The following is a 26,537-nucleotide window of genomic DNA, read 5'->3' as shown; positions in this document are numbered from 1 at the left end:
GTGTCAGACAAACCATTATCCGACAGGCAACGGCCCCCCGTTCGACCGGGAATCGGCCCAAGGGAAACCAGCAATGTAGCGGCTAGACCGACGGGCGACAAGGGTGGAAAAACCGGTTCATGAGTCCCGCCGGGACGGTTCACTTGGGCGGGACAAACCGTCGCGTCCCAGCGACAGGAATTCCACTGGCAAATCCGTCCGGCCGTTAACTGCCAGTTCGACCAAGGCTTGTCCCAGAACCGGGGCGAATTTGAAGCCGTGGCCGGAGAGGCCGGCGGCGAAGGCCACCGCGGGGAAATCGGGATGACAGTCGACGATGAAATGCTCATCTGGCGACATCGTGTACAGGCAGACGCTGTGTCCGAGCACGCGGTCGGTGACGCCCGGCAGGTGCGCGGCGGTGAATCGAAGTAACGGTTCCCGGTCGGAGGCGCGATCGTAGCGATCGACGGTCAGAGGATCGGCGACTGCTTCGCCGCCGGAGTGTTCGGCAACTTTCACGCCGTGCTCGTCGATGCGCGGGAAACCGTAGAATACGCCCGCAAGTGTTTCGAACAGATACGCCGGGCACTCTTGGTCCGCGTCGTAACGCTCATCACGCGGCTCGAACCAATAGACCGGTTTGCGCCGCACCGTCAGCGGGATGTCAAGTTCCGCGAGCAATTGCCCGGCCCAAGCGCCGGCCGAAATGATTAGCCGCGCGGCGCTGTATTCCTGCTGGTCGGTCTGAATGATAACGTGATCGCCACGCTGCTGCCAACTTTGCACCGTCTCGTTCAGGCGTAGAACGGCCCCTAGCCGTTGAGCTTCCTCCGCTTGGGCGATCACGCAGCGTTCGACGTGGAGGAAGCCGGCCTTGGGCTCGAAGACGGCGACGTGATCGGGCGGAATGCGAAAGGCCGGAAAGCGTTGCTGGCAGTCGTCGGCGGAAAGGGCTTCCACGTGCAGGCCGTGGCGCCGGGCGCTTTCGACGACGCCGTTGACGACAAAGCCATCGGCCGGGCCGACTTGCAGCAGGCCCGTCTGCCGTAAGAGTTGCTCGCCGCGGGCGTTTTCCAACTCGGCCCAGAGTTCATAGGCGCGCAACAGGAGCGGCACGTAGTCCGGGTGCTCAAAGTACGCGTGGCGAATGATCCGCGTGCGGCCGTGCGAACTGCCGCGATCATGCCCCGGCGGGAAGCGATCGATGCCAAGGACGCGCAGTCCGCGCTGGGCGGCCTGCCACAGGGCGGCACTCCCCACGGCGCCCGTGCCGGCGACAATCAGGTCATAGCGCTCGGTGGGCATCGCGTCGGCCGGCTTACTCTTTGATCGCGAATTCGATCGAGGTCTGCCCGACCTTTTTGCCGAGCGTGTCCTCGACGGTCAATTGTAGCGTGTGGCGGCCGTCGTACACGCGCCCTGGCATCGTCACGCGGAAGGAGATGTAGTAGTCCCGGCGACGGTTCTGACAAACTTCCTCGATGGCCGGGAACTCATACTCGGTGACCTGCCGACCTTGGCTGTCGAGAATGCGATACCGGCTACTAAGGGCCGTGCGATAGCCGCCGTCGGTCGAGTCGCAGTGGAAATTCTCCAACTCGACGTACAGCACCACTTCTTGCGACGGTTTGAACACGTTCTCCTTGAACTTCGTGAACGCGCCAAAACCGTCGACGCGGGTGCAGAATTCCGGACTGCGAACTTGCAGCGTGCCGATCTCCGCCAGTTTGCCCCGCGCGCGATCCAGATGCGCGAGCGCCTCATTCGCGCGGCGATCGGCGGCGGGCGTTTTTTCGGCGTCGAGCCAGGCCGACAACGCGTACAGTTGCGACGACCAAAACTCCTGCTCGGCGGAGGTCAGGCCGGGAATCGGTTTCAGTGAATCGTCGCGCCGTCCGGCGGCCAGATACAGCAGTCGCAGTTCGATTTGCCGGCGCGCCGCTTCCTGGGAACCTGCCACGGCATGATCGCCCGAGGCCTCCAACTCGCGAATCGCGGCGCTGATTGCTTGTTCGGCGCTCTGGGCATTGCTCGAAGCGGAGCTTTCATAGCTGACTTGACGTACGGCGGAAGTGTCGCCGTCGAGCGGATCGTTCAATGTCGCCAAGGCTGCTCGGGGATCGCGATTCGCCGCGAACGCCTGGGCAAGTCCCCCGGTCGGAGGCTCACCAGGCAAAGTCGACGTGGGCGGTGTTGTCGGCGCCGCGGGGCGCTCGGACGGATGATAGGGATGCTCGCGCAGTTTTGAGGAGACGTCAGCGGTTGCCGCCATCGCGGGAGAACCATCGACCGTCGATTGTGGGGGCAGTTCACCCGTAGGACGCGGGTTCGCGCCGCGACCGGCAGCGACTCGAAACGCTTGCAGCAACTGCGGCCAATGGGCCGGATCAGTTTGCTTAAGATCGGCGAGCAATCGCGCCTGCGTGGCTGGGTCGAGGCCTGGCAACTGCCCGACGAATTGCTCCGGCGATGGAGGCGGCGCCTGGGACTGCGCCGGCAAAGCGCCCGTTGCCATCAAAGGCGGCTGAGCTGCGCCCAACGCGGGTTTCACCGCTGATTCCTGGTCTCGGCTGGCTGCGACATCCTTGGCCTGCGGCTCGAGCGATGCTTTGCCATCGTCCGACGAAAACAAAGTCGCGCACCCAGCGCATGACACGCCAAGGAAAGCGATCAGGACGGCGACCGTGGCTCGCAATCGGCCCATAGCCATGGCTTGGCAGGATAGGAAATGTGCGCATTTCGCGCGCCGCAATCCATTACAGCGCGGCGGGAGGATACGCCAAGGCCGCTATCCGTACAAGCGCGAAAAAAGCCCCGCTGCTTTGCCAGGAAAGCAGCGGGGCTGAAAGACTGAATTAACATCGCCACTTAAGCCCAGGGAAGGCGCGCTTACTAATTCGGCGGCGAACTCGAATCCGTGGCCGGAGTCGTGTCCGGTGTCACCGGCGTCGACGAGTTCTCCAACTGAGCCAGCATCGCCTGGCAGTCGGTGCGGTACGGGAATGGTCCCTTGCCCTGCAACGTCGTTTTCAGCAGGGCCTTAGCGTCGTCGGCCCGGCCGCTGTCGATGAGGATCTTTGCGACGTAGTAAGCGGTGTCGCCTGAGATATTGCCGCGCCCGGCCTGCATGGCCGATTGCAACATCTTTTGGGCGTCCTGCGTACGACCGAGCCGGTAGTAGACCCAACCCAGCGTGGCCGCTGCGGTGGGAGCGAAATTGGTGCTCTGGTGGTCCTTCATGTTGGCTTCGGCGATGACTAAGGCGCGACCTTTTCTGGTGTCATCGTCCTGATCGATCAACGAAATCACGAACTGATTCGCCGCGGCAAAGTTGCTCGGGTCAGATTTGTAAACTTCCTCGAACAGCTTTTCGGCTGTCGGCAAATCCTTTTCGTAACGAGCGATCAGCCCCAGGAGCAGCTTCAACTCCTTGGAATTCGGATCCAGACCGAGCGAAATCTCGGCGTGCTTCTTCGCGTTGGCGACGTCGTCGCGATCCCAGTACATCCGCGCCACCGCCAGGTGTGACAAGGGATCCTTCCCACCCTGCTTGGCCGAGATCGAGTAGGCGATCCAGTCGTCCGCCGACTTGCGTGCGGCCGCGTCTCCTTGTTGCGCCGCTTGCTCGAACAGGCGGGCCATGACGATGCCGGCGGGGCCCAAATCGGCCTTGATCGCCACGGCCTTCTTGAAGGCCTCGAAAGCGCTGCGGGCTTCCTTCTTCTTGAACAAGACCTGCCCATGGCGATAGTGGGCCAATGGATTGTCCGGCGAGGTTTCCGCCAGTTCGGTCAACAGCTTGATGGCTTCGTCCAAGTTGCTCCGCGCTTCGGCCACCGAGGCGTTTCCGGCCAGGCAGCGCTTGTGCAAATCGGCCTTACGCGGGTTGGCCGCGTCCATGGCATTCGTGAGGTCGTTCGCTTTGGTAAACAGCAGCTCCGCTTCCGTGAGCCGCGATTGGGCAAAGGCCAGGTCGCCGAGGAACAGATACGCGTCCGGGTCGTTCTTGTCTTTCTCCACGGCTCGTTCCAACGCTCCCCGGCCGTAGGTCAGCAGCTGCGCTTGCTTCTGGCCGGTCGTGGAACTCATCGCCTTGAAAAACATCTGCGCCAGCAGGATCTGCGCCGGCGCCAGCTCGGGATATTTTTCGTGCGCCTGCTCCAAGAGCGTCAACGTGCCATCCAAGTCGCCGGCTTGGAACTTGACGACGGCGTCTTGGATCTCTTTGTATTGTTTCTTCGACGGATCGTCGGGCGCGGTCGGCAGCACGTCCTCCGTCGCCAAAGGGGCCGCCGAGACGCTCTGCCAAGCCGCTGGCGAAAGTGCCAGGGCAACGGCCAGGAGTTTCGAAATGAAGCGATTCATGCTGCTAATTCCTTTGCCCTGGCGACAATCGCGAGGCCCGGGTTGCGCCAATCCCGGGCGACGAAGAAAAGCAAGTGAGTTGGTTTCTACGCGGCGGCCCGTTACCCTGTTCAGGCCCGGGCTGCGCTCAGCAAGGTCAATTCCTTGCATTGTAATTTGCGACGCCCCAATTCCAGCGCAAAGGAATTGGCCCGAGACGAGAACTCCGCCCCGGTTGCGCGCTGGATCGAGCGACCATAACGATTCTAACGCCGTCCGAGCCAAGTTGGCAAAGGGGCGGCGGAATTAGTTTGCCGCGCAGCGCGCCAGTGTCTGCGAGTCCGACGTCAAGGCGAGATCGCACCGGCCGCCTGTGCTTGCAGAATTCCACGCATTGCCGATGCGTCCGCATTCGGAAGGCCAACACGTTGGATCAGCAGGATCGCGAACCAGCCACGCTGGGGGTCGATCCAAGCCTGAGTGCCAAAGGCGCCGCCGTGGCCAAAGCTCCCGGGCGAGAGGGCGCCCGTTACGCCCTGCGGTTCGCGCACATATGCCCAACCGAGCCCGAAACCCATGCCGGGGACGAAGCCCGTTTCCAGCGAACCGGTTTGCAACCGCGTCAATTCGGCGACGCTTTCGGGAGTGAGCAGGCGATGTCCGTCACATTCGCCCAGCCGCAGCATCGCCTGGTACAGTTTCGCCAAGTCCGGCCCCGTCGAGCAAAGCCCGCCGGCCGGCACGGGGTACTTCGCCTCGCGCGGCACTTCGATCAGGCTCTCCTCGGCGGGAAGGAGCTGATCGCTGTCACGGCGATACATCGTCGCCAGGCGACCGCGCTGATCGTCCGAGGGATAAAACACGGTGTCGTTCATCCCCAGCGGCCGGAACAATCGCGTCGACAGAAACTCCTCGAAGCCCTGCCCGGAAACGGCTTCGACGACGCGGCCGGCGGTGTCGATGCCGGTGTTGCTGTACGACCAGCGAGAGCCCGGCTCGAATTCGAGCGGCAGTTGCGAAAAGGCGAGCACCGCTTCGTTCAAGGTGCGATCGCGCCGTCGATACAGTTCCGCCAATCCCGGCGGCGGTCCGCCGGGCATGCCCGAGGTATGCGTCAGCAGTTCACGGATCGTAATCGATCGCGGCGCCGGGACGGTGACGCGTCGCTCGCCGTCGCGCTCGACGATCAATCGCTGTCCGCGGAATTCCGGCAAGTGCTTTTCGACCGGATCGTCGAAGCTCAGCTTGCCTTCCTCGACGAGCATGGCCACGGCGATCGCGGTGATCGGCTTGGTCATCGAAGCGATGCGGAACAGCGAATCGTTGCGCATTGGCTCGCCGGAGGCCAAGTCACGCTGGCCGATCGCTTCAATCGCCGCCACGCCATCGGCGTTGCCGACGACAACAACCGCGCCGGAGATTTCGTGCTCGTCGACGAATCGCTGCATGGCCGACGGCAGCGATTTTAGTCGCTCCGTATCGAACTTCGCGCTCTTGACCTCCGCGCGCAATGCCGTAGTGCATTGGCCGAACAACAACCCGCCGACGATTGCGGCAAAAACTTTGTGATTCATGATGTCGCTCAAAGGAAGTTGCGATTGTCCGGTCACTGACCGGCCGCCGGATCAACAATCGCGGCGGGTGCCTGGGGCAGGGGCAATGACTGCGCGGTCGCGATGGTCCAACTGCTGGGGATTCGTTGGACTTGTCAACAAGTCGCCACGATGCCCCAGCCGGTTCGACGTGGTTGCCTCCATGATTCGCCCCAGCCCTAGGCACCCCCGCCGAACTACTGATTCAAAACTTGACAGTTGACGGCACAGGAGTGTGGGCACATCACTTCAATGCGCGCAAGCCCCGCTTTTGCGAATGCCGATGGGCGGTCAACAGTGCGTCGATGTCCACGCCGACCTCGGTGAAGCGACCGAACAGCACGTCGCGCGCCGCGGCGCTGCCATTCGTCGCAACAGTTCGCCCCAGCAACGGCCTATCCGAGGCAGTCGGGTCGATGATGGCGCGGTTTGCGATTTTTTCCGGGGCGTGCCGCTGCGCCGTCGACGGCAAAGGCGAGTCGACGAAACTGCCGAAGTTGTTGCGGACCGCGTTGAGGTCGCTAATGTCGACCGCGCCGTTCAAGGCGCCGATGGCATCGCCGATCAGGATGGCGATCTGGCCTTGGCTGCCGAAGTTGTTCCGCACGTTGTTCAGGTCAGTGATGTCCACCTTGCCATCGAACGGGTACGTGTCGCCGGGTTGGAGCAGCGCCTGAATACTGTCGGCAATGGGACCGTCGCTGATGTTGCCGGCCTCGTCCATAAAGGCCACGTAGACCCAGCGCGTCGTCTCCTGCAGCGGTTCGAAGCGACCCAGGAACCAATCTTTCACTTCTGGCTGGAACGGTTGCCAATCCGCGCCGGCGAAATCCGGGCGATTGCTGATCTTCATCATCAGCTTTTCGAGCGGCGAACCGGGCGCAGGCTGATGCTCCGGATCGAAATCATGCACGTGCCCGGAATCGTCGGCAATGATGCGCAGCGTCACCAAGGGGCTGTACGTCTCGCCGTCAGCGTCGTCGATCATCACGCTGCCGAACGGCGCGTACGGGTCCTTCTTGACGAGGACGGGACTGGAAAAGATATGTTGCCCTTCGATCGGGGATTCCCCATCACCGCCGAAGTGGAAGGGGATGATCTGGTATTCGTAGTTCCCTTCGGCCAGGCGAAGGTCTTCGAATTCCGGCCCGCGGAACTCGTCTTCCAACTCGATCCAATCGCCGATCGGCCGGCCGTCTTCATTCAGCAGGCGGCGATGAATGCTGGAGAACAAGTAGTCATCGTCCGGGATACTGATCTTGAGGCGCACGTGCGGGCTCCCGTTCGGCGTGGCTTCCGGCAGCGCCACGATGCCGGTCACTTTGCGCAGGCGATCGTCCGCCGGATCAAGCGGATCGCGCACCGCGCGGCAGAGTTGACCCGGCACGTATTGCACTTCGGCCCCGTCGGAGCGACCGCCGTCGTCGGTGTCGCTGTTGCGCGGATCGGTGCCGACGCGGTATTCGCACGAGGCCGGCAGCCCGTCCTTATCGAAATCGGAGTTCTGATCCTCGCGATTCTTCGGATCGAGACCATGCTCCTCTTCCCAACGATCGGGGAGGCCGTCGCTGTCGGAGTCCTTGTCGCGGTTCAATACGAAGCTGCCGAGACCTTCGCGAACGATTTCGTCCTTCTTGGCCTTGAAAGTGACTTGATAGGAGCCGACGCCCATGGGCTCGTCCCCTTCGACGACAAGATCAGGATTGAGTTGCACGAGATCGCCGAATGACGTCGCGGTATAGCTGTTCGCGTAGACGCCGTCATCCGCTTCGCCGTCGCCGTGGTTGCCGTCGTCCCAGAGCTTGACCACCTTCGACGTACCGCCTGGATCAAGCACGGTGGCCGTCACATTGGCGTCCAGCACCGGCCCCGTGTTGGAGATGAACGAGGCCACGAGCGGCACTTCTACGCCCGTCAACATATCTTCTTGCGGCTGGCCGACGAACGTGTACAGTTCAAATTCGCTCCGCACCGAAGCGGTCAGGAAGTATTCCTGCGGAATATTCATCAGCCGCATCCGATAGTTGCCCGGGATCGGATCGGGCACGCGCCAGACTTCGTTCGTGCCTTGGGACGAAAGGCTGCGCCGCGCGGCCGGCACGGGGTCGCCGTTCGGGTCGAACAACTCGGTGTGAACGCCGCCCATCTTTTCCTGCCAGGCGGCGGAAACGACCAGGATGTCGGCGCCCTTGTCGACGGGGATTTCGTGGAAGTTCCCGACCTCGCTGTTGAATCGCAAGTCGTCGATCCAAAACTCCTGACCGCCGAGTGCCAGGGAGTCGATGTCCCCCTTGAAGTCCAGTCGACCGTGCTGATTGTCGAACATGGTCAGGTTGACGGAGACGCCGCCAATCACGCGACCTTGGAGAAGCGACAGCGTACGCGCATTGAACAGTTCGCCATTAATGGTCACGTTCAGATTTCCGCCGAAGTAACCAAACAGCGCCGACGCGGATTCGAGCGTCTTGGCGAACTCGAAACCGACGTTGATGTTGTTGAGCTGCAGGTCGTGGCCCGCGCCGTCGGCACTCTGTTGGTTGTCGACGCGCGCGAAGCCCGTGTTGACCATTGCGCCGGCGTTGTTCTGGAACGGCAGCCCCTTACCCGGAACCCCCGATGCAGTGAAGGAATTGCCGACAGCGATCACCGTCCCAGTCGGATGGTCTTCGAAATCGATGATACCGGTGGCCACGCCGCCGATGGCCGAATCGCCCAGCACGGTGAAAATCCGCTGGCGGCCAGCCATCTGCGTGGCCTTGTTCTCGTAGATACGGCTGACGTTGTTTTCCCAGCCGAGGACGGAATTGATCGGCACGCCTCCTTCCGAAGTCGCGTAGTCGTGGGAGCCGCCGGAAACCGCTCCGGAGATCTCCTGCATCAAGACTTCGTTCGCGCCGGGACCGAACGAGATCGTATGCACCGGGCAACCGGCCGCGATCAGGTCGTCCTTCACATCGGCCCAATAGTCCGGTTCGTTTTCGTGCCCGTCGCTCATCAACACGATGCTGCAGAGATTGTCCGGGTTGCCGTTGGAGCTGTAGTCGTCGAGCGCGGCCCGCAGACCGTCGCCGATCGAGGTGAAATCCAGCGGCACTTCCGCGGCGATCGCATCTTCCAGGTCCTGGCGCTGATTGCCATCGCTCAATTCATCCAGGGACACCTGGATTTCGGCGTCGGTGTCGAAGGCCACGTAACCTCCTTGGTCCTCATCGGCCAAGGCCATCACCAGGAGATTGGCGGCGTTGCGCGCGGCTTCGATTTTGCCGGTGTCGCCCCCCATGCTGCCGGAACGATCGAGCACCAGGATCACGTCCTGGACGCGTTCCAGGTACACGACGGAGAAATTCTCCGAATCACTGTCGCTGCCGAGCGTGACGCTGAGATCGTAAAACGAACCGGTTTCCGCGCCGGCGACATCATCCGGCGCTTGCACAAGCAGCCAGTAGTCGTCCAGCACGTAGCTGGCGTTGATCACTTCGACGGGAATCGGCGCATCGGCGCTGCCGGATTTTTTCAACGTCACATTGAATTCATCCGCCACGAGTCCGGCGATCGCCGCGCCGTTGCCCGTGACCGACAATCGCACGACAAACGAACGCGGATTGTCGGCCGTGCCCACCATCGCGAACGAAGAGGTCGTCGGCGACTTGATTTGCACGTCGGGAGATACGCAACCTCGCCCGACGTCGACCGAACCGGATTGATCGAACGATGTCACCACGCCGACCACGCGGTCCAGGTCGGCGGTTCGCACGGTGCGAGCCCAGTTGTTGCTATAGCTCGTCCAGCGATCTTGCAAGTCCCCGCCGTCGGCCGTCATCACGCTGAAGCCGTAGTTCTTGCCATTGCCGTCGAAGCTGAAAGACGTGTAGTCGCACTGGCTGGCTGGGTTGAACTCGATATACCGGCTCGTCCGCGGCGTGAGGTTTAACGTCGTGTTGCCGAACGCCGGCGCGGAGTTGATGATGGTGTGCCCATTCATCGGGCCGATGTTGTTGATCTCGTTATCGAGATAACCGAGCCTCGGATCCGAGGGATTGAACGACTGCGCCCACAGGGCGAGGGTGTAGTCGATGAAGTCCTGCCGGAAGGAACTGCCCTGCGCGGCGATGAAGTCCGCGACCGCGCCCAGTTCGTCGGACTGCTGCGTTTCGAGTTCTTCGTAGAACTCGCGCATGGCGCCCCAGCCCAGATCGTTGGCGCCGGTGACCGGGGGATTCTCGCCCGCGCCGACGCGATATTGATCCCAGAGCCACGTCCACCACGCCGCCGTGTCGTAAGACTGAGCGGCCAGGTCGGTGGTGCGGACCGTATTGCTGTCGATGGCGTTCGTGATCTGCGGGATGAACAGATGGCCGGTGTCGGCGTCGAGATCGGTCCGCACGCGATCTTCGCTCGATCGCGCGATCCCCTCGCCATAGAAGTCGTCCCAGGAGCCGTCGTATTGTCCCTGCACGAGGTGATGCAACTCGTGATATGCCAACAGCTCTTCCCACAGCAAGTCCGGATCGGCAACTAATTCGTCGTCGGTCAGCAGGCTGTTCGCCGTCGGCACGCCGCCGCCGCGTGGATCCTCGGCGATGTAGACTTCAAGTTCCGTCTCGCCCGCGGGAAGAAATTTCAGACCGCGATCGAGGAAGAACTTGAACGCGTCGCGCGCCTGGCCAGCCATGCTGACCGCGTGAATATTGTCGCCGTTGCCGTCGTCATCATTGGGCAACCGATGTTCGCAACGGTCGGCGTCGTTCTCGGCGTCGGTGCATTGCAGCAGGTCGGCCGCAGTGGTCGTCTCGGTGTAGTAGGCGCTGACTTCGTAGTCCTCGCCGCCATGCTCGAATTCCAGATTGAAACATTGGTCGAAGGTCGCGTCGCGGCCACGCACGGTCTGCACCGTCGGCGTGCTGCAACTCAGCAACTGCCGCTTCTCCAGCAGTTCCGGGCGCACGATTCGGTTCGGGCGCGCGGTGGAAATCTGCGTCAAGCGGCGATTCCGATTCCGGTGAGCGTTCATCGACATACTCCTGGTGGCGGCGGCGCCACGAACAGCGGATGAAGGGCGGCGCCGGCAGTCACTGGCCGGCGGGCGTGAAAGTCATCGCGCGCGACCGCAAGATACGGGGTCGCGCGGCAACTGAAACGGATGAGACTGCGGACCGAAGAGGTTCCTCTGGAGAATTCCAACCGTAAGATAGCGACATTCAGCGGTCGATCAATTGTTTTCCGCCAAATTGCGGCAATTTCTGATTCTTTCGCAGTAATTGCCGCAAGCTGGATGCTCGCCGGCAAACTGCGCAATCCGCTGGAATCGCAAGTTGAGCCAAGGTTTTCCTATTCCGGGCGAATACCGCCGGGAAACCACGTACGGGGCCTTCCCACGGACTTGCCGACAAGCTAAAAAATTGGCGTGTTGCGACTCCGGCGGCTTTTCTGTTCACGCAACCACTTCTGGGAGGATCCTCATGCGCATCACAGTCCTGGCTCTGTTCGGAGCATTGCTTCTGTTCGCGACCCCCAGGCTCTCCGTCGCCGGCGAGCAAGTGCCGCTCGATTTGTCCGCGCATGTCAATGATCCCTTGGACCAAGAGTTTCATCGCGAGGGATTGCCGGGCAATCATCTTAAGGCGTTGATGAAAACCGACCCGAGACTCTCCGATGTCCAATACCACATCGGGGAGAAAATGTTACAGCTCGGCAGCAAATTGTGCCTGGAGCGACCCAAGAAGATTGAAGGCATTCCGGTCGACAAGGCAGTGGGCAAGCTGCACTTCCTGCACGCCACCGGCTTCGGCACGGGGCAAGAAACGGACCCGAATTACGTTAAGGACGGCACGCAGATCGGGCACTACACGATCCGCTACGCCGATGACACCACCGTGGAATTGCCCATCGTCTATGGCGAAGACGTCCGCGATTGGTGGAACGTCGATAACAATAAAGAGACCAAGCGAGGCAAGGTCGTCTGGAGCGAAATGAACGAGGCCTCGGAGCAATTCGGCGTCGAAGTGCGGCTCTACACAACTGTCTGGGAAAATCCCCACTCGGACAAGGCGGTCAAGTCGATCGACTATGCCGCCGACGGCGATACCGCCGCCGCGCCATTCTGCCTGGCGATCACTGCCGAAACGCCGTAGACGGGACGCGATCAGCGCGCCGGGCGACGCTTGAGCGCCGCGGCGCGCTGTTCCAGCGCGGCCTTGCGATCGCCGGTCGCCTTGCCCGCGGCCATCTGTAAATAGACGCGGGCGGCGTTCGCTTTGCCTTGGCTGAGGAGTTCGTCGGCCTTCGCGACGAGCTCATCGACCGCGCGCACTTTCTCGTCTAACTCCGCCGCGCGAGCGCGCCGGGCGTCGGCCACGCTACCGGGCACGAAGGCGGCGCTGCTTTCGCGCGCGGCCACGATCTGCCGCGCGAAGGGATCGTTCGCGACGACGGGCTGCGCCTGAGCGGAAGCAAGTAATTGTGCATCGAACGCGCCGACGTCGATCACTTGCGCGCCGACGCCCCACATGCTCACCTGGCCGAGCGTTTCCCAATGCGTGGTCGATGCGCCCCACGCCGGGCCGAAGGCCGTCCAACCGTGGCTGACCTGGCAGGGCCGCCGAGCGAATCCCCAACCGGAATCCGGCACGGAAACGACGGTGCCGACGGTAAACTTTGAAAACGTGGGCAACTGCACCGTGGTCGGCGCGAATTGTTGCGCCTCGGCCGTAGTCAGGCCGAGCGTCACGAGCGGAGCAACCAGCCAGAAGCGGAACGACATGCGATGTCCTCCCTGCCGAAGTCGCCCTGATTGTAGGGCAATGATCGGACGAAGCCAACTCCCGTAGGTTTCACGCCGGCAGAAAGCGTTCAACGCGGCTCAGCCCGTGCGAACGCGGTCGGTGAGATACCGCAAGATATCGCGCACGGAAATGACCCCGCGCAGTTGGCCGTTGTGGAGAATCGGGACGTGCCGAAAGTGTCCCAGGTCCATTTTGTGGAGCGCGAAGGCCAGTTTGTCTTGTTCGTCAAGCATCTCCGGCGATTCCGTCATGAAATCGCGCACTGGACGATTCCGGTGGCGATCGATCTCGTCGCCGATTCGCATTAACGCATCGCGCTCGCTGAAAATGCCGACGACGTCGGTCCCGCGCACGACAACGACGCAGCCGATCCGTTCCCGCACCAGCATGTCGATCGTCGCGCCGACAGTGGTCGATTCATCGACTGCTAAGGAAGGCACACGAACCAATGTACCGACGCGATCCTGGAAGAGGGCGTCCTCCACCCCGGGCGAACGGTGCGGCTTGCTGAGATGCCCCAGTGACTGCGAACAGCCGTCGCACTCATCGACGCCGTCGATGTTCTCCGCTCCGCAGAAGGGACAGAGGATCATGGGCAGCCTCGGTATTCGAGTGATGAGTGCGGAGTGATGAATGATGAGTGGAGTTTCAAAGCACGAACAAGGTTTGGCCGCCCTGTTTCATCACTCATCACTACGCACTCATCACTTTTCCATCAGTTCACCGTCCAAGTATCTCCGGCGTTGAACAACGCCGTCAGGTCGCCTTCGCGTTTGGCGCGCGCGTCGCGGACTTGTGCGTTGACGAGCGAGTCGTACGACGGGCGATCCACGTCGCGGAAGACGCCAATCGGCTCCGGGAATTCCGGATGCGTCATGCGGCTCAGCAAGTAGGCCAGCGTCGGCTCCGTCGATTTCTCGTCGTGGAACAACAGGTCGTCCTCGCTGATCCCCTTGCCGAGTTCCACCACTTCGGGATCCATGCCGTTGAGGCGGATGCCCTTGTTGCGCTCTTTGCCGAAGATCAGCGGCTTGCCGTGTTCAATCTCGATCGTGGTGTCGCTCTTCTGGTTCCGATCGGTGGCATAGTCGAACGCGCCGTCGTTGAAGACGTTGCAATTCTGGTAGACCTCGACGAACGACACGCCGCGATGCTCCGCCGCGCGCTTCAGCACCATGCCGAGGTGCTTGATATGGACGTCGATCGAACGGGCAACGAACGTCGCTTCGCAGCCGATGGCGATCGACAGCGGGTGCAGCGGATTCTCCACGGAACCGTACGGCGTGCTCTTCGTCACCTTGCCCAACGGCGACGTCGGGGAGTATTGCCCCTTGGTCAGGCCGTAGATGCGGTTGTTGAACAGCACGATGTTAATATCAAGGTTGCGACGGATGGCGTGCATCAAGTGATTGCCGCCAATCGACAGCGCATCGCCGTCGCCGGTGATCACCCACACGGACAACTCCGGCCGCGTGAGCTTGAGCCCCGTGGCGACTGCCGGCGCGCGGCCGTGGATGGAATGGATGCCGTACGTGTTCATGTAATACGGAAAACGGCTGGAGCAGCCGATGCCCGAGATGAACACGGTGTTCTCGCGCGGCACGCCGAGGGTCGGCAGCACCTTTTTCATTTGCGCGAGGATGCTGTAATCGCCGCAGCCGGGGCACCAACGAACTTCTTGATCGCTGGCGAAGTCGGCGGCCTGCAGAACCGGCAGCGAGCCGGACGGTTGTTGCGTGTCTGTGCTCATGGATGTGCGCTGAAAAAAGTAGGTACCTTCGCCGGAGGCGTCTCCCGCGGAGGCGTTGCCTATTTCACGAGTTCCTGAATCTTGCTGACAATTTCCGCGACGGTGAAGGGCTTGCCCTGCACCTTGTTCAAGCCAATGGCGTCCACCAGGAATTTGTGGCGGACCAACATAATCAACTGTCCCTTGTTCAACTCGGGGATCAGCACTTTCTTGTAACGCTTGACGATCTCGCCCAGGTTCCTGGGGAACGGGTTCAAGTAACGCAGGTGAGCGTGGGCCACCGACGTGCCAAGTTGCCGTGCCCGCGTGACGGCCGTGGCGCAGGCGCCGTACGTGCCGCCCCAACTCAAGACCAGTACGTCGCCGGTCTCGGGACCGTCGACTTCCTGCAGCGGTACGTCGTTCGCCACGCCGGCCACTTTCGCGGCACGCGTGTCGACCATGTGCTGGTGGTTGATCGGGTCGTAGCTGACGTTGCCGGTGATGTCCTGTTTTTCCAGGCCGCCGATGCGATGCATCAATCCCGGCGTGCCGGGCAGCGCCCAAGGCCGTGACAGCCGCTCGTTACGCTCATACGGATGGAACTCGTCGCCGTTTTCTGAGCCGGTCGGATGCTGAATTTCCATGGTCGGCAAACCGTCGACGGGGGGAATTCTCCAGGGCTCGGCGCCGTTGGCGATGTAGCCGTCGCTCAACAACATGACCGGAGTCATGAACCGCGCGGCAATCCGCCAGGCTTCGAGTGCGACCTCGAAACAATCGGCCGGGCTGCGGCAAGCGATGATGGGCATCGGGCATTCGCCATTGCGGCCGAACATGGCCTGCAACAGGTCCGCCTGTTCGGTCTTGGTCGGCAAGCCGGTGCTGGGTCCGCCGCGCTGCACGTTGATGATGATCATCGGCAATTCGGTCATCACGGCCAGGCCCATGCCTTCGCCCTTGAGGGCGATGCCCGGGCCGCTGGACGTGGTGATGGCCATGGCGCCGCCGAAGGCCGCGCCGATCGCGGAAGTCACCGCGGCGATTTCGTCCTCTGCCTGAAAGGTCCGCACGCCGAAGTTCTTGTGCCGCGACAGATCGTGAAGAATATCGCTGGCGGGCGTGATCGGGTAGCTGCCGAGGAACAACTCCTTGCCACTCAACTTGGCCGCGGCCACGAGGCCGATCGCCAGGGCCTGGTTGCCGGTGATGTTGCGGTATTGCCCTGGCTTCAACTTGGCCGGAGCGACGCGGTACTGGCTGTGCAGAGCGTCGGTCGTTTCGCCGTAGTTGAAGCCGGCCGTCAGCGCGCGGCGATTGGCTTCGGCGATTTCCGGGCGCTTGCCGAATTTCTCTTCGATATAGCGGAGCGTGGGCTCCATCGAGCGGTCGTAGAGCCAGAACACCAGCCCCATGGCGTAGAAGTTCCGGCAGCGATCGGATTCCTTCACGCCCAGGTTCAGCGATTCGACCGACAACCGGGTCAATTTCGTCATGTCGACGGAGAACAGCTGATAGCCTTCCAGGCTGCCGTCTTCGAGCGGGTTCATCGCGTAGCCGGCTTGTTTCAAGCCTTTGTCGTCGAAGGCCTCGCTGTTGACGATCAAGATCCCGCCAGGGACCAGATCCTGGAGATTGGTGACGAGCGCAGCCGGGTTCATCGCCACGAGGGCGTCGACCTGATCGCCGGGCGTGAAGATTTCTTCACTGGCGAAATGGATCTGAAATCCGCTGACGCCGGCCTTCGTCCCGCGGGGCGCGCGGATTTCGGCTGGGAAGTCCGGAAACGTCGCGACGTCGTTGCCGGCCAGCGCCGAGGTATTCGTGAATTGGGTGCCGGCCAACTGCATTCCGTCGCCGGAATCGCCGCAAAAGCGCACAGTGGCCGACGGGATCTCACTGATTTCTTTGGCAACCGCCGAGGTCGCGGACATATCTCGTTCTGTTCCTTCGCAATAGTTGCGATGCAAGCGGGTGGGAGTCGGGAGGCGAGGCTGGCCTGTTCTAAGGGCCTTCGCGTTCCGACAACAAAGGTTGGGGCTTGGGAGGCAGGTTATAGATTAATCGAGGGAAAAACTGCACCAGGTAATGCACGATTCCGGACACCGTCAGCACGCCAATCGCGGCGCCCGACGCGTTCGTCACCGGCAAGCGGCGGTAACCGCCTTTGTTCATCAGGCGGATCGCCGCGGCGATCGTCGTTTCGCGCGGGATCGTAACGCAATGACCGCTGATAACGGATTCTACGCTTTGATCCCAGTCCGTGCCTTGAGACATGAGACGGAGCACATCCCGTTCCGTGAGAATGCCGACGATCTTGGCTTCGCGGCAAACGAGCACGCCGCCGGCTCGTTGCTGGCGCATCAGGCGAACCGCCTCGCGCATCGACGCGCCGGGGCTGACCACCAAGGGTTCTTCCCAAGGCGCCTGTTCGATCGTCTCGACCTTCAGCTGGCCGGCGATGTCCATCGTCCAATCGGTCCGCCTTCAAGCGGCGAACGCAGCCTCAGACTCGGAAAAAAGGTTCAACGACACCGTGCCTCGCAGTGTGACGCGCGGACGCTATCCTCGGCTTACCGGCCGTCCTTGAACATGTTGAACTTTACCACGGACATATGGGCGAATAAACGGCAAATCTTCCGAAAACCACTCCATTTTAATGCGGAATCAATGTTCCGCATTGCGCGACTACGCAGTCCGACTCCCGAATCAGGGGGCGGGATTCTGGCAATTCCCGTCGAGCGTCACCAGGACAGGCCGCTACTTGGAGCCGCCGAACGGCCACTGTTTGCCCAGCTCTTTGCGCTGGATTTCGGTCATCTGGACGATTCCCCGCTTGGCGAGCTTGAGCAACGCCGCCAACTCCTCTTCGGAAAACGTCGCCTCTTCGCCGGTGCCTTGCACCTCGACGAATTGCCCGCCGCCGCTCATCACGACGTTCATGTCTACCGCCGCCGCCACGTCTTCGCGATAGTCCAGGTCGCAGGCAGGCTTTCCATCGACGATGCCCACGCTAATCGCGGCCACGCTGTCGCGCAAGGGGTAACGGGCCGGGTCCGGTAACGACCGTTGAAAGGTGCCAATGGCGTCAACCAGGGCGATCAGTGCTCCGGAAATGCTCAACGTGCGGGTTCCGCCATCAGCCTCCAGCACGTCGCAGTCGACCGTGATCTGCCGTTCCCCCAGGGCCTCCAGGTCCACCACCGAACGGAGCGCTCGGCCGATCAGGCGCTGAATCTCGGTCGTGCGGCCATCCACTTTGGCGCGGTCGCGCGACTTCCGTGGACTCGTACTGCCAGGCAACATGCTGTACTCGGCAGTCACCCAACCACGCCCTTGCCCGGCCATCCACGGCGGCACCTTCGCGTCGATGCTGGCCGTGCAGAGCACCGTTGTGCGACCAGCCTGAATTAAGACGCTGCCTGGCGCGGATCGCGTATAGCGGCGCTTGATGCGGATGGGACGAAGCTCGTGCGCGGCGCGGGAATCATGTCGCATCGAGCTGATTCTAGACGAGCCCGTCTTTCGGCGAAAGCGTCAGGCATCGGACACTTCAAGAGCTCGCGAGACGACGAGCCGCGAGGCTATTTCGATGTCAGTGCAAGATCAATCGTGTTGTCCCCTTCCTTCACCGTGAAAGTGAAAGGTGTCGTATCCAGATTTCCGTACAGTTGCGGCGTAAGCAATTTTGGAATTGGCGGAGTGGTCCCGGCAGGCAAGTTTTTGGGCATTGGCTCGGTCGCGACCACGGTTACCTTGTATTCGCCAGGATCGAGCCCCGAATCGCTTCCTGTCCCCAGTGCATAGGCGCCGCCATCGCGCAATGGCCCGTAGGCCGTTCCTGAACTCCCCCGCGAATGAAACTGAACCTCGCCTTCCGTGAGAGGCACGCCATCGAGCGATACCATTCCGTGGACCGTAGCGTCATGCGGTGAACCGCAGCCCGCAATGCACGGTAGGAATGCAAGCGCCGCACAGCTAACAAGCGACGGCAACAAACTGCGCAATCTCGTCATGAAAGTGCTCCGGACCGATGCCTACTCCAACGTAGCCACTTCCCGGCCGGCCTTGGTGCAGAGACTGCGGTAAGTACGGTGATTGATCGATTGCACAATGAACTGCACGGACCCGTCGGCCAAGCAGAAACTAGCGCCGCCTGGATGCCGGCTACGGAATGACATGGCGTTCCACCACAGGTCGGGACGGGGCGGATCCGGCATATAGTTGAGCGGGGCATGGCAACTGCAGTAGTCGCCGTTTGAGTAGAACGCCGTCGAATGATTGTTGTATTCCGGCACGTCTTCGCCAATCATGAACGTGTTGCTAAGCCCGTCCTTGATGCGATGAATCTTGATGGGCTCTTGATAATTGTTTCGATAAAAAATGCCATTGCAGCCAATGTTGTTGTGGCAATCGGGCTCGGTTCCTTGGTGGACGCTGGAACCTCCTCCCATCCGCGTGTCGCCGATGACGCCTTTGTAACTGGTCAGTGCAACTCGCTTGTTCTCCCATTGATATTCGTCAGTCGAGATCAGCAATGCGGATGCATCGGTCGGGCAATTCAAGAACGGCAATTGCTTGTCCATCACACTTGGCAATGGCGTACGGCCAGAACCAACCGCCATTCCTTGTCCACTGAGCATACTTCCGTTGAATCGCGGTTTGAACTCGTCGAACAACGCCTTCTGCTCGATGAATGGCAAGATGCCCACGATCCAGCCCTTGCCATTCAATTGAGTGGCCGGGCGCTTGCCTTCGCTCCAGGGGCTGATACTGATCGGAAACATCTTGAAGGCTTCGTTGTAAAGCTGCACGCTCAAGCCGAGTTGCTTGAGATTATTCGTGCACTGCGAGCGCCTCGCGGCCTCGCGAGCCACCTGCAGGGCCGGCAGAAGCAAGGCGATCAGAATGCCGATGATGGCGATCACCACCAGCAACTCAACGAGCGTGAAGCCGGATCGACGCGCGGAATTCATGACAGGCACTCCAGCCGGTCGTTTCGTTCAACCGCGGACCAGGGCATTCGCCGGTGCGCTGCCCGCCGCAGCCGCCTCGTTACGGCGTGCAGCATACCGAGTGGCGCGGACACAAGCAACTTCGGCCGCGGCCGGGTAGTGGTACAGTTTGCCAGCGCGCCAAATGGAAAATCTTTCAGGGACGAACGTAGCCGTTTTTGGGTTGTGCTACTTTTTGCGTCGTTTGCTGGCGAGCACGCCAGTTCCAGCTAATGCCGCAACGACCACGAGGATAACGATGACTGTAGTCACGGCGGACTCACTTTTGATTGATGCAGATTGGTTGTGTGGGGGACGCCTCCCCGATTCTAGCAGGGGGCGAATGAAAATGCCTCGCCTAGCAGTCGGTGTTGCCGCATTGCTAGCATGCCCAACCGAGCATGGCGCACCAAAGAATGACGGCGACATACCGCCAGCTAGTGAATGGCGCGCTAAAGCCCGCGATATTCACGGCCACGTAAGCCGTGAAGGCCAACAGAAAAAGCAGTGAGAACCGTGGTTTCATCCCACCGATTCTACCCGCCTGCGCATGAAAAAGCCCCGCCGAGCGGGTGCCTGGCGGGGCATGGAATCTTAGAGGATGACGTTAGGATCGTCGGAAACGATCGTGAGCATGTACAACATACTTCGGCGGAATTGCGTAGTAGAGGGTCACGGGAGGGGTGTTTAACGTCGCAACCCACGTGTCGATTGCCGCCACGTAAAAACCAGACTTTTCTGGATTGTGCTCGATCTCCCAAATAGCGCCGTCAATCATTTCCCGGGCACGTGCAACTTGGGACGCCAGTTTCTCAAGTTGCTCATCACGAATGAGGGTTTTCTGTTTTTTCTCTGGCTTTTCCCTGACGGCCGGTTGAAACTGTACCACTTCCCGCGGCCGGACGGCTAAATCGAACGCGCCCCGAGCAAATACGCCAGCACGCCCTTCTGCACATGCATCCGGTTGCCGGCCTGTTGGACGACGACGCTTTGGGGGGAATCCATCACGCCATCGGTGACTTCCTCGCCGCGATGCGCCGGCAGGCAGTGCATGAAGAAGCAGTCTTGCGGCGCTGCGGCCATGAGTCGCTCGTTGACCTGATACGGCGCAAAATCCTGGCAGCGTTTTGCCGATTCCTTTTCCTGGCCCATGCTGGTCCAAACGTCGGTGTAGACGGCCACGGCTTCTTTCACGGCGCCGATCGGATCGTCCGTCACGGACATCTGCAATTGCGGCGTCTCGCGCTTCAGAAGTTCGAGAAATTCCGGTTCGAAGCGATAGTCCTTGGGCGCGGCGATCGACAGCTTCAAGCCGACCTTCCCGCAACCGAGCGCCAGGCTGCGCGCGACATTGTTGCAATCGCCGACGTAGGCCAAGGTCTGGCCGGCGAAGCGCCCGATCAGTTCGCGGATCGTGTAGAGATCCGCCAACGCCTGGCAGGGATGTTCGTAGTCGGTGAGGCCGTTAATCACCGAGCACGTGCAATGCTCGGCCAAGTCGGTGACCTTCTTATGGGCGTGAGCGCGGCAGACGATCACGTCGACGTACTGGCTCAGCACGCGGCCGAAATCGGCAGCGGATTCGCGATTGCCCCAGCCGACGTCAGCGCCTAGAAACATGGCGCTGCCGCCGAGGTTGACCATGCCGGCTTCGAAGCTGACCCGGGTGCGCAATGACGGCTTCTCGAACAACAGCGCCATCACGCGCCCTGGCAACATCGGTTCGCGCAGTCCCGCTTCGTACTTGGCTTTCAAATCCGCCGTGATGGCGAAGATCCGCTCGATCTCGGCCGGCGTCACGTCGCTCATCGTCAATAAATGCTTCATACCTCGTTCCTCGTCGCACCGGCCCAAAAAAGCTGATGAGCCACGCCGCCCGTCGGGGCTGTGCGTGGCTCGCTCGTGAATGGGAAACCAAATCGAATTGAAATCGCGGCATTACGCCGCCATGCGTTGCAATATGTCCGCGATAATGTCGCAACCCTGGTGGGCTTGCTCGACCGAGAGGTTCAAGGCCGGCAACAAGCGTAGCACATGGCCGTGCGTGCAATTGATGAGCAATTGCCGTTCCAGGCAGGCCTGCACCGCCGGCGCTCCCTCGACCTTCAAATCGACGCCGATCATGCAGCCCGCCACGCGAATCTCGCTGATCAGCGGGCATTTTTCCGCCAGTTCGGTGAACCGCTGATGGAAGACCTCGCCCAATCGCAGGCCGTTTTCCAGGAGGTTTTCCTGTTCGATCATTTCCAGCGTGGCGATGCCGGCCCGCGCGGCCAACGGATTGCCGCCGAACGTCGCGGCGTGCATGCCCGGCCGCAAGCTGGGGGCGATCTCCGGCGTCGTTAAAAGCGCGCCGCCGGCGACCCCGCCGCAGACTGCTTTGGCCAAGGTCATCACGTCGGGCGTGACGCCAAATTTCTGATAGGCGAACCAGTTGCCGGTCCGCCCGCAGCCGGTTTGCACTTCGTCGAACATCAACAACAAGTTATTCTCGTCGCACAATCGCCGCAATCCGGCGAGGAAACCCGCGGGCGGCATGTTCACGCCCCCTTCGCCCTGGATCGGCTCGATCAGGATGGCAGCCGTCTCGTCGTCAACCAACTTCGTCGTCGCTTCCAGATCTCCGAACGGAGCGTAGACGAAGCCGGCCATCAACGGGCCGAGGCCCTCGTGATACTTCGGCTGCGCCGTGGCGCTCGTGGCGCCGAGCGTGCGGCCATGGAAACCGCCGGTGAAGGTGATGATCTTGTAGCGTTGCTTCGGCGTATGCAGCCGCGCCAACTTGATCGCCGCTTCGTTGGCCTCGGTGCCGGAATTGCAGAAGAACGCCTGCCCGCCGAAGCTCCGCTCGCTGAGCGCCTTGGCCCACTCGCCTTGCGCTTCGGTGTACCAGGTGTTTGGCACGTGAATCAGCGTCGCGACCTGTTCCTGCACCGCGCGGACGACCGGCTCGGGACAGTGCCCCAGCAGGTTGCAGCCCCAGCCGGGAAAGAAATCCAAGTACCGCCGCCCCTCGGCGTCCCAGACGTAGGAGCCTTCGCCCCGCGCCAAACAGATGGGATACCGACCGTAGTTCGGCACCACGTAACGCTTGAACGTGGCAATCACGTCGGCCGAACTCGGCGAGGAAATGGCGGTCGTCATGAGTGAGCCTCTTGGGCAAAGTTGGTCGTGCTATTTCGTCGCGGCGAAGAAGCTAATGAGACGCAAAGTGTTCAAGACTGGTTCGCACCCGCGGCATAGTCGCCTTTCGCTCCGCGAAAGGGCGCCCTTTCGCGGAGCGAAAGGCGACTATGCATTTTATCGCTGCGCGGCAATCTCCGTCCCCACTCCACTGCTGGTATACACCTCGAGCAGCAACGAATGCCGCACGCGGCCGTCGATGATGTGGATCTTCCGGACCCCTTTGTCCAGAGTCTCCAGGCAGGCTTCCACCTTGGGGATCATCCCTGATTGCACGATGCCTGCGGCGATCAGCTCCCGCGCTTCCGCCGCGGTGAGCGAATGAATCAACGACGCCGGGTCGTTTTTATCGCGGAGCACGCCCTGGACGTCGCTCAGGTAGACCAACTTTTCCGCCCCGAGCGCCACGGCCACTGCGGTCGCGGCGGTGTCGGCGTTGACGTTCAGTTTCTGGCCAGATTCGTCGATGCACATCGACGGAATCACCGGCACCTGCTCGGCGTAGGAGAGATTGTCAATCGTGGCGCGATCGACCCGTGTCACGCGCCCGACATGGCCCAGATCGATCGGCGTGCCATCTTCGCCCGGCAACGTGATCCGTTCCCCGAACAGCACGTTCGTACTGCGGAAATTCAGCGGCATGGCGCGGCCGCCGAGGTATTCGATATGCGCGGCGAGGCCCTCGTTGGTCTCATAGGCCAGCACTTCTTCGACGATCTTCAACGTGGCGTCGTCGGTGTACCGCCGGCCCTGGATAAAGCGCGCTTCCAGCCCTGCCTCGGCCATCGCTCGGCTGATCGCGGCCCCGCCCCCGTGGACGAGCACCGGCCGCATGCCGACCGACTCCATAAACACGACGTCCAGCAGCAAGTGCCGGAGCGCCGTGGGGTTCTCCATCACGCTGCCGCCGAGCTTGATGACCGTCACCTTGCCGCGAAACCGCCGGATCCATTCCAGCGCCTCGATCAGCACGTCGGCCTTTTCAATGGCGGATAGCAACGGGCGAACTCCAGTTTCATCGACCGGCCGCCGCCAAGGTCGATTCGAGGAAAAACCGCCATTTTAGAACGGGTTGGGGGAGTGTCAACGTGGGTTTGGGTGCGATCGACGCGGCCTGATTCACGAGGCTCTCGAGTCGTCAGGCCGTTTGAGAACTCGGAACTGACGCTGTTCGTGAACCTGATAGCTCCAACGGGCCAAGCCTCCGCCGAACAGGCCAAGCAGCGCCGACAGGTTCAGAAACGCGATTTGTTGGGCACGTTCGTTCGCAATGATCTCATTAATGTTCACATCAGACGACATAGTGGCGGGCTTCACGTGATAAATGGCCTGAGCGACATAAACGTGCGGAAGTCGGATGCCGCCGTTCGTCCACCACTCGTCGGCAAATGAGCCGAGCCCATAAATGATGACGGCAAACAGAAAGCCCCGCGCCGCGACGACCTGGCGCGACACCGGTTGAGCCGCGACGGTCGCGAATATGAGCAGCGTTCCCATCCAAAAAACGATTGCTACGAAATCCCATGCTGACTCAGGAGTGACGATCGCAGCGCAACAAACACCCAGCCAGAGAGTGATTACCAAGACCGTGAGAATAGAGAATCGAGGTCCCATTTGCCCAGATTCTAACCGCCGACGCATTCGATGGGCACGCAAATCTGAGTTTGGCGACGCGAAGTTGATTGAGGAGCCCGGAAAGACCGCGAGTTCACTTGGAGCGTTAACGGACCTCCTTTACGGTGGCAAACCGCCAGTAGCAAGGCTAAACTAACTGCGGTTGCCGGTCCTCCAGGGCAGGTTGTCACTTAATCGCCAAGACACGGATTGAACCCATGAATCGCATTCTCGGCGTCGCCACCTTGGCCGCCATGCTTTTGGTCACTTCCGGCGCCTCCGACAACGCCGCGGACGTGCCGGTCTCGACATACGCCTCCGCCGACGACCTGGCCGCGTTGATCACCGAGTACGGCGATCGCGTCGCCGAGGCCGTGGTCAGCGCCGAAGAGTTCGAGGCCAAGGGTTCTCGGATGGTGCGGGACGCCCGGACGCTCGTCGTGCTGGGGACGGCCTTGGCGCTGAGCGATCAGGATCACGCGCTGAAGGCGGCAGCGCCGTCGATTGCCTCCGTGTCGGCCAAAGTGGCGGAGTCCGGGGATGACCTGGTGAAGGCGCAAGCGGCCTTGGAGGAATTGAAGGCGACCGTCGCCGGCGAAGCCACGGAACCGGCCCCGGCCTCGTGGAGCAACGTCAAGGCGCTCGGCCAACTGATGAAGCAAGTCAACTTCGTCCACACGCGTCTGAAGCGCAACATCAAGAAGCTGGACAAGTACCAGGCGCAATGCGCGTCGGACGCCACGCTGTTGGCCGTAATTGGGCAGGCCTGCAATTTCGACACGCACGAAGTGAAAGATGAAACGAAGCTACCGCACTGGCACGACTACTCGAACGAAATGCGCGACTGCTCAGCCGACTTAGCGGCCAAGATCAAGGCCGGCGACGCCGGCGGCATCGAAGCCGCAATGAAACGCGTCGCCGACAACTGCGAAGCTTGCCACAAAGCGTTCCCGCATTAAGCAAAAGCAAGGGTTAAGGGAACCGCGGAGCGCAGTAAATAGCCCGGATGCCGAGATCTACTTGGCATCCGGGCGTTCGCGTTACAACAGGTTCACGACCTTATCGGCCAGACCTTTTTCGCCCAGCATGATGTTCAGCTTGCCGCTCGCGGCAACCTTCTCCAGGACTTCCAGTTCCTTGAGACGCATCAACGTCGGGCTTTCCGCCAGCAGCCGGGCGGTGTTCGCCTGGCTGCGCATCGCGGCCGTTTCCTCGCGCCGCGCGATCAGGTTGGCCTCCGCGGCCTTCTTGGCCTCGGTGACCTTGTTCATCAGGTCCTTCATCTCGCCCGGCAGGATCACGTCACGGATGCCCACCGAGATCAACTCCAGACCAAACGCCTTCGCGCGCGGACGCACCAGCTCCACCAGTTCCTCGGCCACGCCGTCCTTGCCGGCCAGGAACGCGTCAAGCTCGCGCGCACCGATCACGGCCCGCAGGGCCAGCTGCGCCTCGCGGTACAGCGCCTGCGGCGCGTTCTCGGCCACGGTCACGCTCAAGCGCGGATCCACGACGCGGTAGTTCACCAGCGCGTTCACGCGCAGCGTGACCTTATCCGCGGTCATGATATCCTGGCCCGAGATGTCAAGCGCCGCCTCGCGCAGGTCCACCGGGAAAAGCTTGACTTGCGCCATGTTCTTCCAGAACGCATACCGGCCCGGCGACAACGTCTCCACGAACTGACCGTCGATGAGCAACACGCCTTGGCAGTGCGCCTCGACGGTGATCATCTCCAGCACGCGGTCCGCGGACTGCGAGCGCGAGATCACCGCCAGGTCGCGGTGCTCAAAGCGCACGTGGCGCGCGTCGACGATTTCGGTCTTCACCTCGCGCTGTTCGGACCAGTAAGCGTACAAGCCCGGCGGCAGCACGTGGCTGAACCGACCATCGATCCAGACCAGCGCACGCTCGTAGTCCTTCAAATCGAGCACCACGGCACGATCCCGCAGCGCGCCGGACTTCACGATCACGTCCAGCTTGTTGTGCATCAGCCACGGCTCGCGCTGTGAGACCACTTCGATGCCGACTTTGCCGAACGGATCGAAGGTCCAGTGCACGCCCGGCGCAGCCAGACCCTGGAACTCGTCCTCGCGGAACCGCAGGCCAATCTCGTAGTTACGAATTTTAATGCGCTGGATCGCCAACATAACCGCCTCCTTCCTTATCATGTCGCTTGAGTCTATTCGGACTCGTCGAGCGCCTCGTCGGTTCACAAAAAAGGGTCTTCGCCAGAATCTGTGGGTGAATTGACGACGAGTTGGCGGGGCGACGGTTGGATTTTATGAGGCATGGCAGGGTGTTCAAGGGTTGGGGAAGC

Annotated in this window: 22 protein-coding genes; 2 read left to right on the top strand and 20 right to left on the bottom strand. The window is 61.5% G+C overall.

The features are described 5' to 3' along the window. Positions 1 to 117: 117 nt before the first annotated feature. The 5 genes from solA to SGJ19_28525 all read right to left on the bottom strand — a co-directional run bounded on the left by solA (position 118) and on the right by SGJ19_28525 (position 10,929). Positions 118 to 1,287: an N-methyl-L-tryptophan oxidase gene (solA, locus tag SGJ19_28545; protein ID MDZ4784216.1), complete on the bottom strand. Its 1,170-nt coding sequence runs from the start codon at positions 1,285 to 1,287 to the stop codon at positions 118 to 120. Positions 1,288 to 1,300: 13 nt separating this feature from the next. Beyond that, positions 1,301 to 2,533 (bottom strand): hypothetical protein, encoded by a 1,233-nt coding sequence (locus SGJ19_28540; protein ID MDZ4784215.1) that lies wholly within the window; start codon positions 2,531 to 2,533, stop codon positions 1,301 to 1,303. A gap of 341 nt (positions 2,534 to 2,874) precedes the next feature. Beyond that, positions 2,875 to 4,347 carry a tetratricopeptide repeat protein gene (locus tag SGJ19_28535; protein ID MDZ4784214.1) on the bottom strand — a complete coding sequence of 491 codons (1,473 nt, stop codon included), beginning with the start codon at positions 4,345 to 4,347 and terminating at the stop codon, positions 2,875 to 2,877. A gap of 326 nt (positions 4,348 to 4,673) precedes the next feature. Beyond that, positions 4,674 to 5,900, bottom strand: a complete 1,227-nt coding sequence (locus SGJ19_28530) for a serine hydrolase domain-containing protein (protein ID MDZ4784213.1) — start codon at positions 5,898 to 5,900, stop codon at positions 4,674 to 4,676. Between the two features lie 262 nt (positions 5,901 to 6,162). Continuing rightward, positions 6,163 to 10,929, bottom strand: a complete 4,767-nt coding sequence (locus SGJ19_28525; GenBank protein MDZ4784212.1) for a VWA domain-containing protein — start codon at positions 10,927 to 10,929, stop codon at positions 6,163 to 6,165. Between the two features lie 448 nt (positions 10,930 to 11,377). Between SGJ19_28525 and SGJ19_28520 the strand changes: the two genes are divergently transcribed. Then, positions 11,378 to 12,049 (top strand): hypothetical protein, encoded by a 672-nt coding sequence (locus tag SGJ19_28520; GenBank protein ID MDZ4784211.1) that lies wholly within the window; start codon positions 11,378 to 11,380, stop codon positions 12,047 to 12,049. 11 nt (positions 12,050 to 12,060) lie between these two features. Here SGJ19_28520 and SGJ19_28515 read toward each other — a convergent pair whose 3' ends face one another. The 14 genes from SGJ19_28515 to SGJ19_28450 all read right to left on the bottom strand — a co-directional run bounded on the left by SGJ19_28515 (position 12,061) and on the right by SGJ19_28450 (position 24,103). After that, on the bottom strand, positions 12,061 to 12,678 hold the full coding sequence (locus SGJ19_28515; GenBank protein ID MDZ4784210.1) for a hypothetical protein: 618 nt from the start codon (positions 12,676 to 12,678) through the stop codon (positions 12,061 to 12,063). A gap of 99 nt (positions 12,679 to 12,777) precedes the next feature. After that, positions 12,778 to 13,293: a CBS domain-containing protein gene (locus tag SGJ19_28510; protein ID MDZ4784209.1), complete on the bottom strand. Its 516-nt coding sequence runs from the start codon at positions 13,291 to 13,293 to the stop codon at positions 12,778 to 12,780. 122 nt (positions 13,294 to 13,415) lie between these two features. Further along, positions 13,416 to 14,450, bottom strand: coding sequence for a 2-oxoacid:ferredoxin oxidoreductase subunit beta (locus SGJ19_28505; protein MDZ4784208.1), 1,035 nt, complete (start codon positions 14,448 to 14,450; stop codon positions 13,416 to 13,418). 59 nt (positions 14,451 to 14,509) lie between these two features. Continuing rightward, positions 14,510 to 16,363 carry a 2-oxoacid:acceptor oxidoreductase subunit alpha gene (locus SGJ19_28500; protein MDZ4784207.1) on the bottom strand — a complete coding sequence of 618 codons (1,854 nt, stop codon included), beginning with the start codon at positions 16,361 to 16,363 and terminating at the stop codon, positions 14,510 to 14,512. 70 nt (positions 16,364 to 16,433) lie between these two features. After that, on the bottom strand, positions 16,434 to 16,898 hold the full coding sequence (locus SGJ19_28495) for a CBS domain-containing protein (protein MDZ4784206.1): 465 nt from the start codon (positions 16,896 to 16,898) through the stop codon (positions 16,434 to 16,436). 291 nt (positions 16,899 to 17,189) lie between these two features. After that, entirely contained in the window at positions 17,190 to 17,927 is a 738-nt protein-coding gene (gene rph / locus SGJ19_28490; protein ID MDZ4784205.1) for a ribonuclease PH, read from the bottom strand. Between the two features lie 86 nt (positions 17,928 to 18,013). Then, on the bottom strand, positions 18,014 to 18,337 hold the full coding sequence (locus tag SGJ19_28485) for a hypothetical protein (GenBank protein ID MDZ4784204.1): 324 nt from the start codon (positions 18,335 to 18,337) through the stop codon (positions 18,014 to 18,016). A 129-nt stretch (positions 18,338 to 18,466) separates the two neighbouring features. After that, entirely contained in the window at positions 18,467 to 19,405 is a 939-nt protein-coding gene (locus tag SGJ19_28480) for a DUF1559 domain-containing protein (GenBank protein ID MDZ4784203.1), read from the bottom strand. Positions 19,406 to 19,805: 400 nt separating this feature from the next. Then, on the bottom strand, positions 19,806 to 19,949 hold the full coding sequence (locus tag SGJ19_28475) for a hypothetical protein (GenBank protein MDZ4784202.1): 144 nt from the start codon (positions 19,947 to 19,949) through the stop codon (positions 19,806 to 19,808). Positions 19,950 to 20,030: 81 nt separating this feature from the next. Then, complete coding sequence (locus SGJ19_28470) at positions 20,031 to 20,312, bottom strand: hypothetical protein (GenBank protein ID MDZ4784201.1); 282 nt, start codon at positions 20,310 to 20,312, stop codon at positions 20,031 to 20,033. A 17-nt stretch (positions 20,313 to 20,329) separates the two neighbouring features. Then, a complete protein-coding gene (gene argF, locus SGJ19_28465) occupies positions 20,330 to 21,250 on the bottom strand; it encodes an ornithine carbamoyltransferase (protein ID MDZ4784200.1) in 921 nt (306 codons plus the stop codon). Between the two features lie 111 nt (positions 21,251 to 21,361). Continuing rightward, entirely contained in the window at positions 21,362 to 22,567 is a 1,206-nt protein-coding gene (locus SGJ19_28460; protein MDZ4784199.1) for an aspartate aminotransferase family protein, read from the bottom strand. A gap of 156 nt (positions 22,568 to 22,723) precedes the next feature. Next, positions 22,724 to 23,605 (bottom strand): acetylglutamate kinase, encoded by an 882-nt coding sequence (gene argB, locus SGJ19_28455; protein ID MDZ4784198.1) that lies wholly within the window; start codon positions 23,603 to 23,605, stop codon positions 22,724 to 22,726. Between the two features lie 120 nt (positions 23,606 to 23,725). Next, positions 23,726 to 24,103: a hypothetical protein gene (locus SGJ19_28450; protein ID MDZ4784197.1), complete on the bottom strand. Its 378-nt coding sequence runs from the start codon at positions 24,101 to 24,103 to the stop codon at positions 23,726 to 23,728. Between the two features lie 335 nt (positions 24,104 to 24,438). On the opposite strand from SGJ19_28450, the gene SGJ19_28445 reads away from it, so the two are divergent. Continuing rightward, positions 24,439 to 25,179, top strand: a complete 741-nt coding sequence (locus tag SGJ19_28445) for a hypothetical protein (protein MDZ4784196.1) — start codon at positions 24,439 to 24,441, stop codon at positions 25,177 to 25,179. Between the two features lie 81 nt (positions 25,180 to 25,260). Here SGJ19_28445 and SGJ19_28440 read toward each other — a convergent pair whose 3' ends face one another. Then, positions 25,261 to 26,367: a slipin family protein gene (locus SGJ19_28440; protein ID MDZ4784195.1), complete on the bottom strand. Its 1,107-nt coding sequence runs from the start codon at positions 26,365 to 26,367 to the stop codon at positions 25,261 to 25,263. Between the last annotated feature and the right edge of the window lie 170 nt (positions 26,368 to 26,537).

This window comes from Planctomycetia bacterium (genome assembly GCA_034440135.1).
Classification (GTDB): domain Bacteria; phylum Planctomycetota; class Planctomycetia; order Pirellulales; family JALHLM01; genus JALHLM01.
This window is presented reverse-complemented; position numbering and strand designations above follow the sequence as displayed.

Bases quoted from the DNA above. Each gene is read 5' to 3' on its own strand.
- solA (MDZ4784216.1), bottom strand. From the start codon at position 1,287: ATGCCCACCGAGCGCTATGACCTGATTGTCGCCGGCACGGGCGCCGTG.
- SGJ19_28535 (MDZ4784214.1), bottom strand. From the start codon at position 4,347: ATGAATCGCTTCATTTCGAAACTCCTGGCCGTTGCCCTGGCACTTTCG.
- SGJ19_28530 (MDZ4784213.1), bottom strand. From the start codon at position 5,900: ATGAATCACAAAGTTTTTGCCGCAATCGTCGGCGGGTTGTTGTTCGGC.
- SGJ19_28525 (MDZ4784212.1), bottom strand. From the start codon at position 10,929: ATGAACGCTCACCGGAATCGGAATCGCCGCTTGACGCAGATTTCCACC.
- SGJ19_28520 (MDZ4784211.1), top strand. From the start codon at position 11,378: ATGCGCATCACAGTCCTGGCTCTGTTCGGAGCATTGCTTCTGTTCGCG.
- SGJ19_28515 (MDZ4784210.1), bottom strand. From the start codon at position 12,678: ATGTCGTTCCGCTTCTGGCTGGTTGCTCCGCTCGTGACGCTCGGCCTG.
- SGJ19_28510 (MDZ4784209.1), bottom strand. From the start codon at position 13,293: ATGATCCTCTGTCCCTTCTGCGGAGCGGAGAACATCGACGGCGTCGAT.
- SGJ19_28505 (MDZ4784208.1), bottom strand. From the start codon at position 14,450: ATGAGCACAGACACGCAACAACCGTCCGGCTCGCTGCCGGTTCTGCAG.
- SGJ19_28500 (MDZ4784207.1), bottom strand. From the start codon at position 16,363: ATGTCCGCGACCTCGGCGGTTGCCAAAGAAATCAGTGAGATCCCGTCG.
- SGJ19_28495 (MDZ4784206.1), bottom strand. From the start codon at position 16,898: ATGGACATCGCCGGCCAGCTGAAGGTCGAGACGATCGAACAGGCGCCT.
- rph (MDZ4784205.1), bottom strand. From the start codon at position 17,927: ATGCGACATGATTCCCGCGCCGCGCACGAGCTTCGTCCCATCCGCATC.
- SGJ19_28485 (MDZ4784204.1), bottom strand. From the start codon at position 18,337: ATGGTATCGCTCGATGGCGTGCCTCTCACGGAAGGCGAGGTTCAGTTT.
- SGJ19_28480 (MDZ4784203.1), bottom strand. From the start codon at position 19,405: ATGAATTCCGCGCGTCGATCCGGCTTCACGCTCGTTGAGTTGCTGGTG.
- SGJ19_28475 (MDZ4784202.1), bottom strand. From the start codon at position 19,949: ATGAAACCACGGTTCTCACTGCTTTTTCTGTTGGCCTTCACGGCTTAC.
- argF (MDZ4784200.1), bottom strand. From the start codon at position 21,250: ATGAAGCATTTATTGACGATGAGCGACGTGACGCCGGCCGAGATCGAG.
- SGJ19_28460 (MDZ4784199.1), bottom strand. From the start codon at position 22,567: ATGACGACCGCCATTTCCTCGCCGAGTTCGGCCGACGTGATTGCCACG.
- SGJ19_28450 (MDZ4784197.1), bottom strand. From the start codon at position 24,103: ATGGGAACGCTGCTCATATTCGCGACCGTCGCGGCTCAACCGGTGTCG.
- SGJ19_28445 (MDZ4784196.1), top strand. From the start codon at position 24,439: ATGAATCGCATTCTCGGCGTCGCCACCTTGGCCGCCATGCTTTTGGTC.
- SGJ19_28440 (MDZ4784195.1), bottom strand. From the start codon at position 26,367: ATGTTGGCGATCCAGCGCATTAAAATTCGTAACTACGAGATTGGCCTG.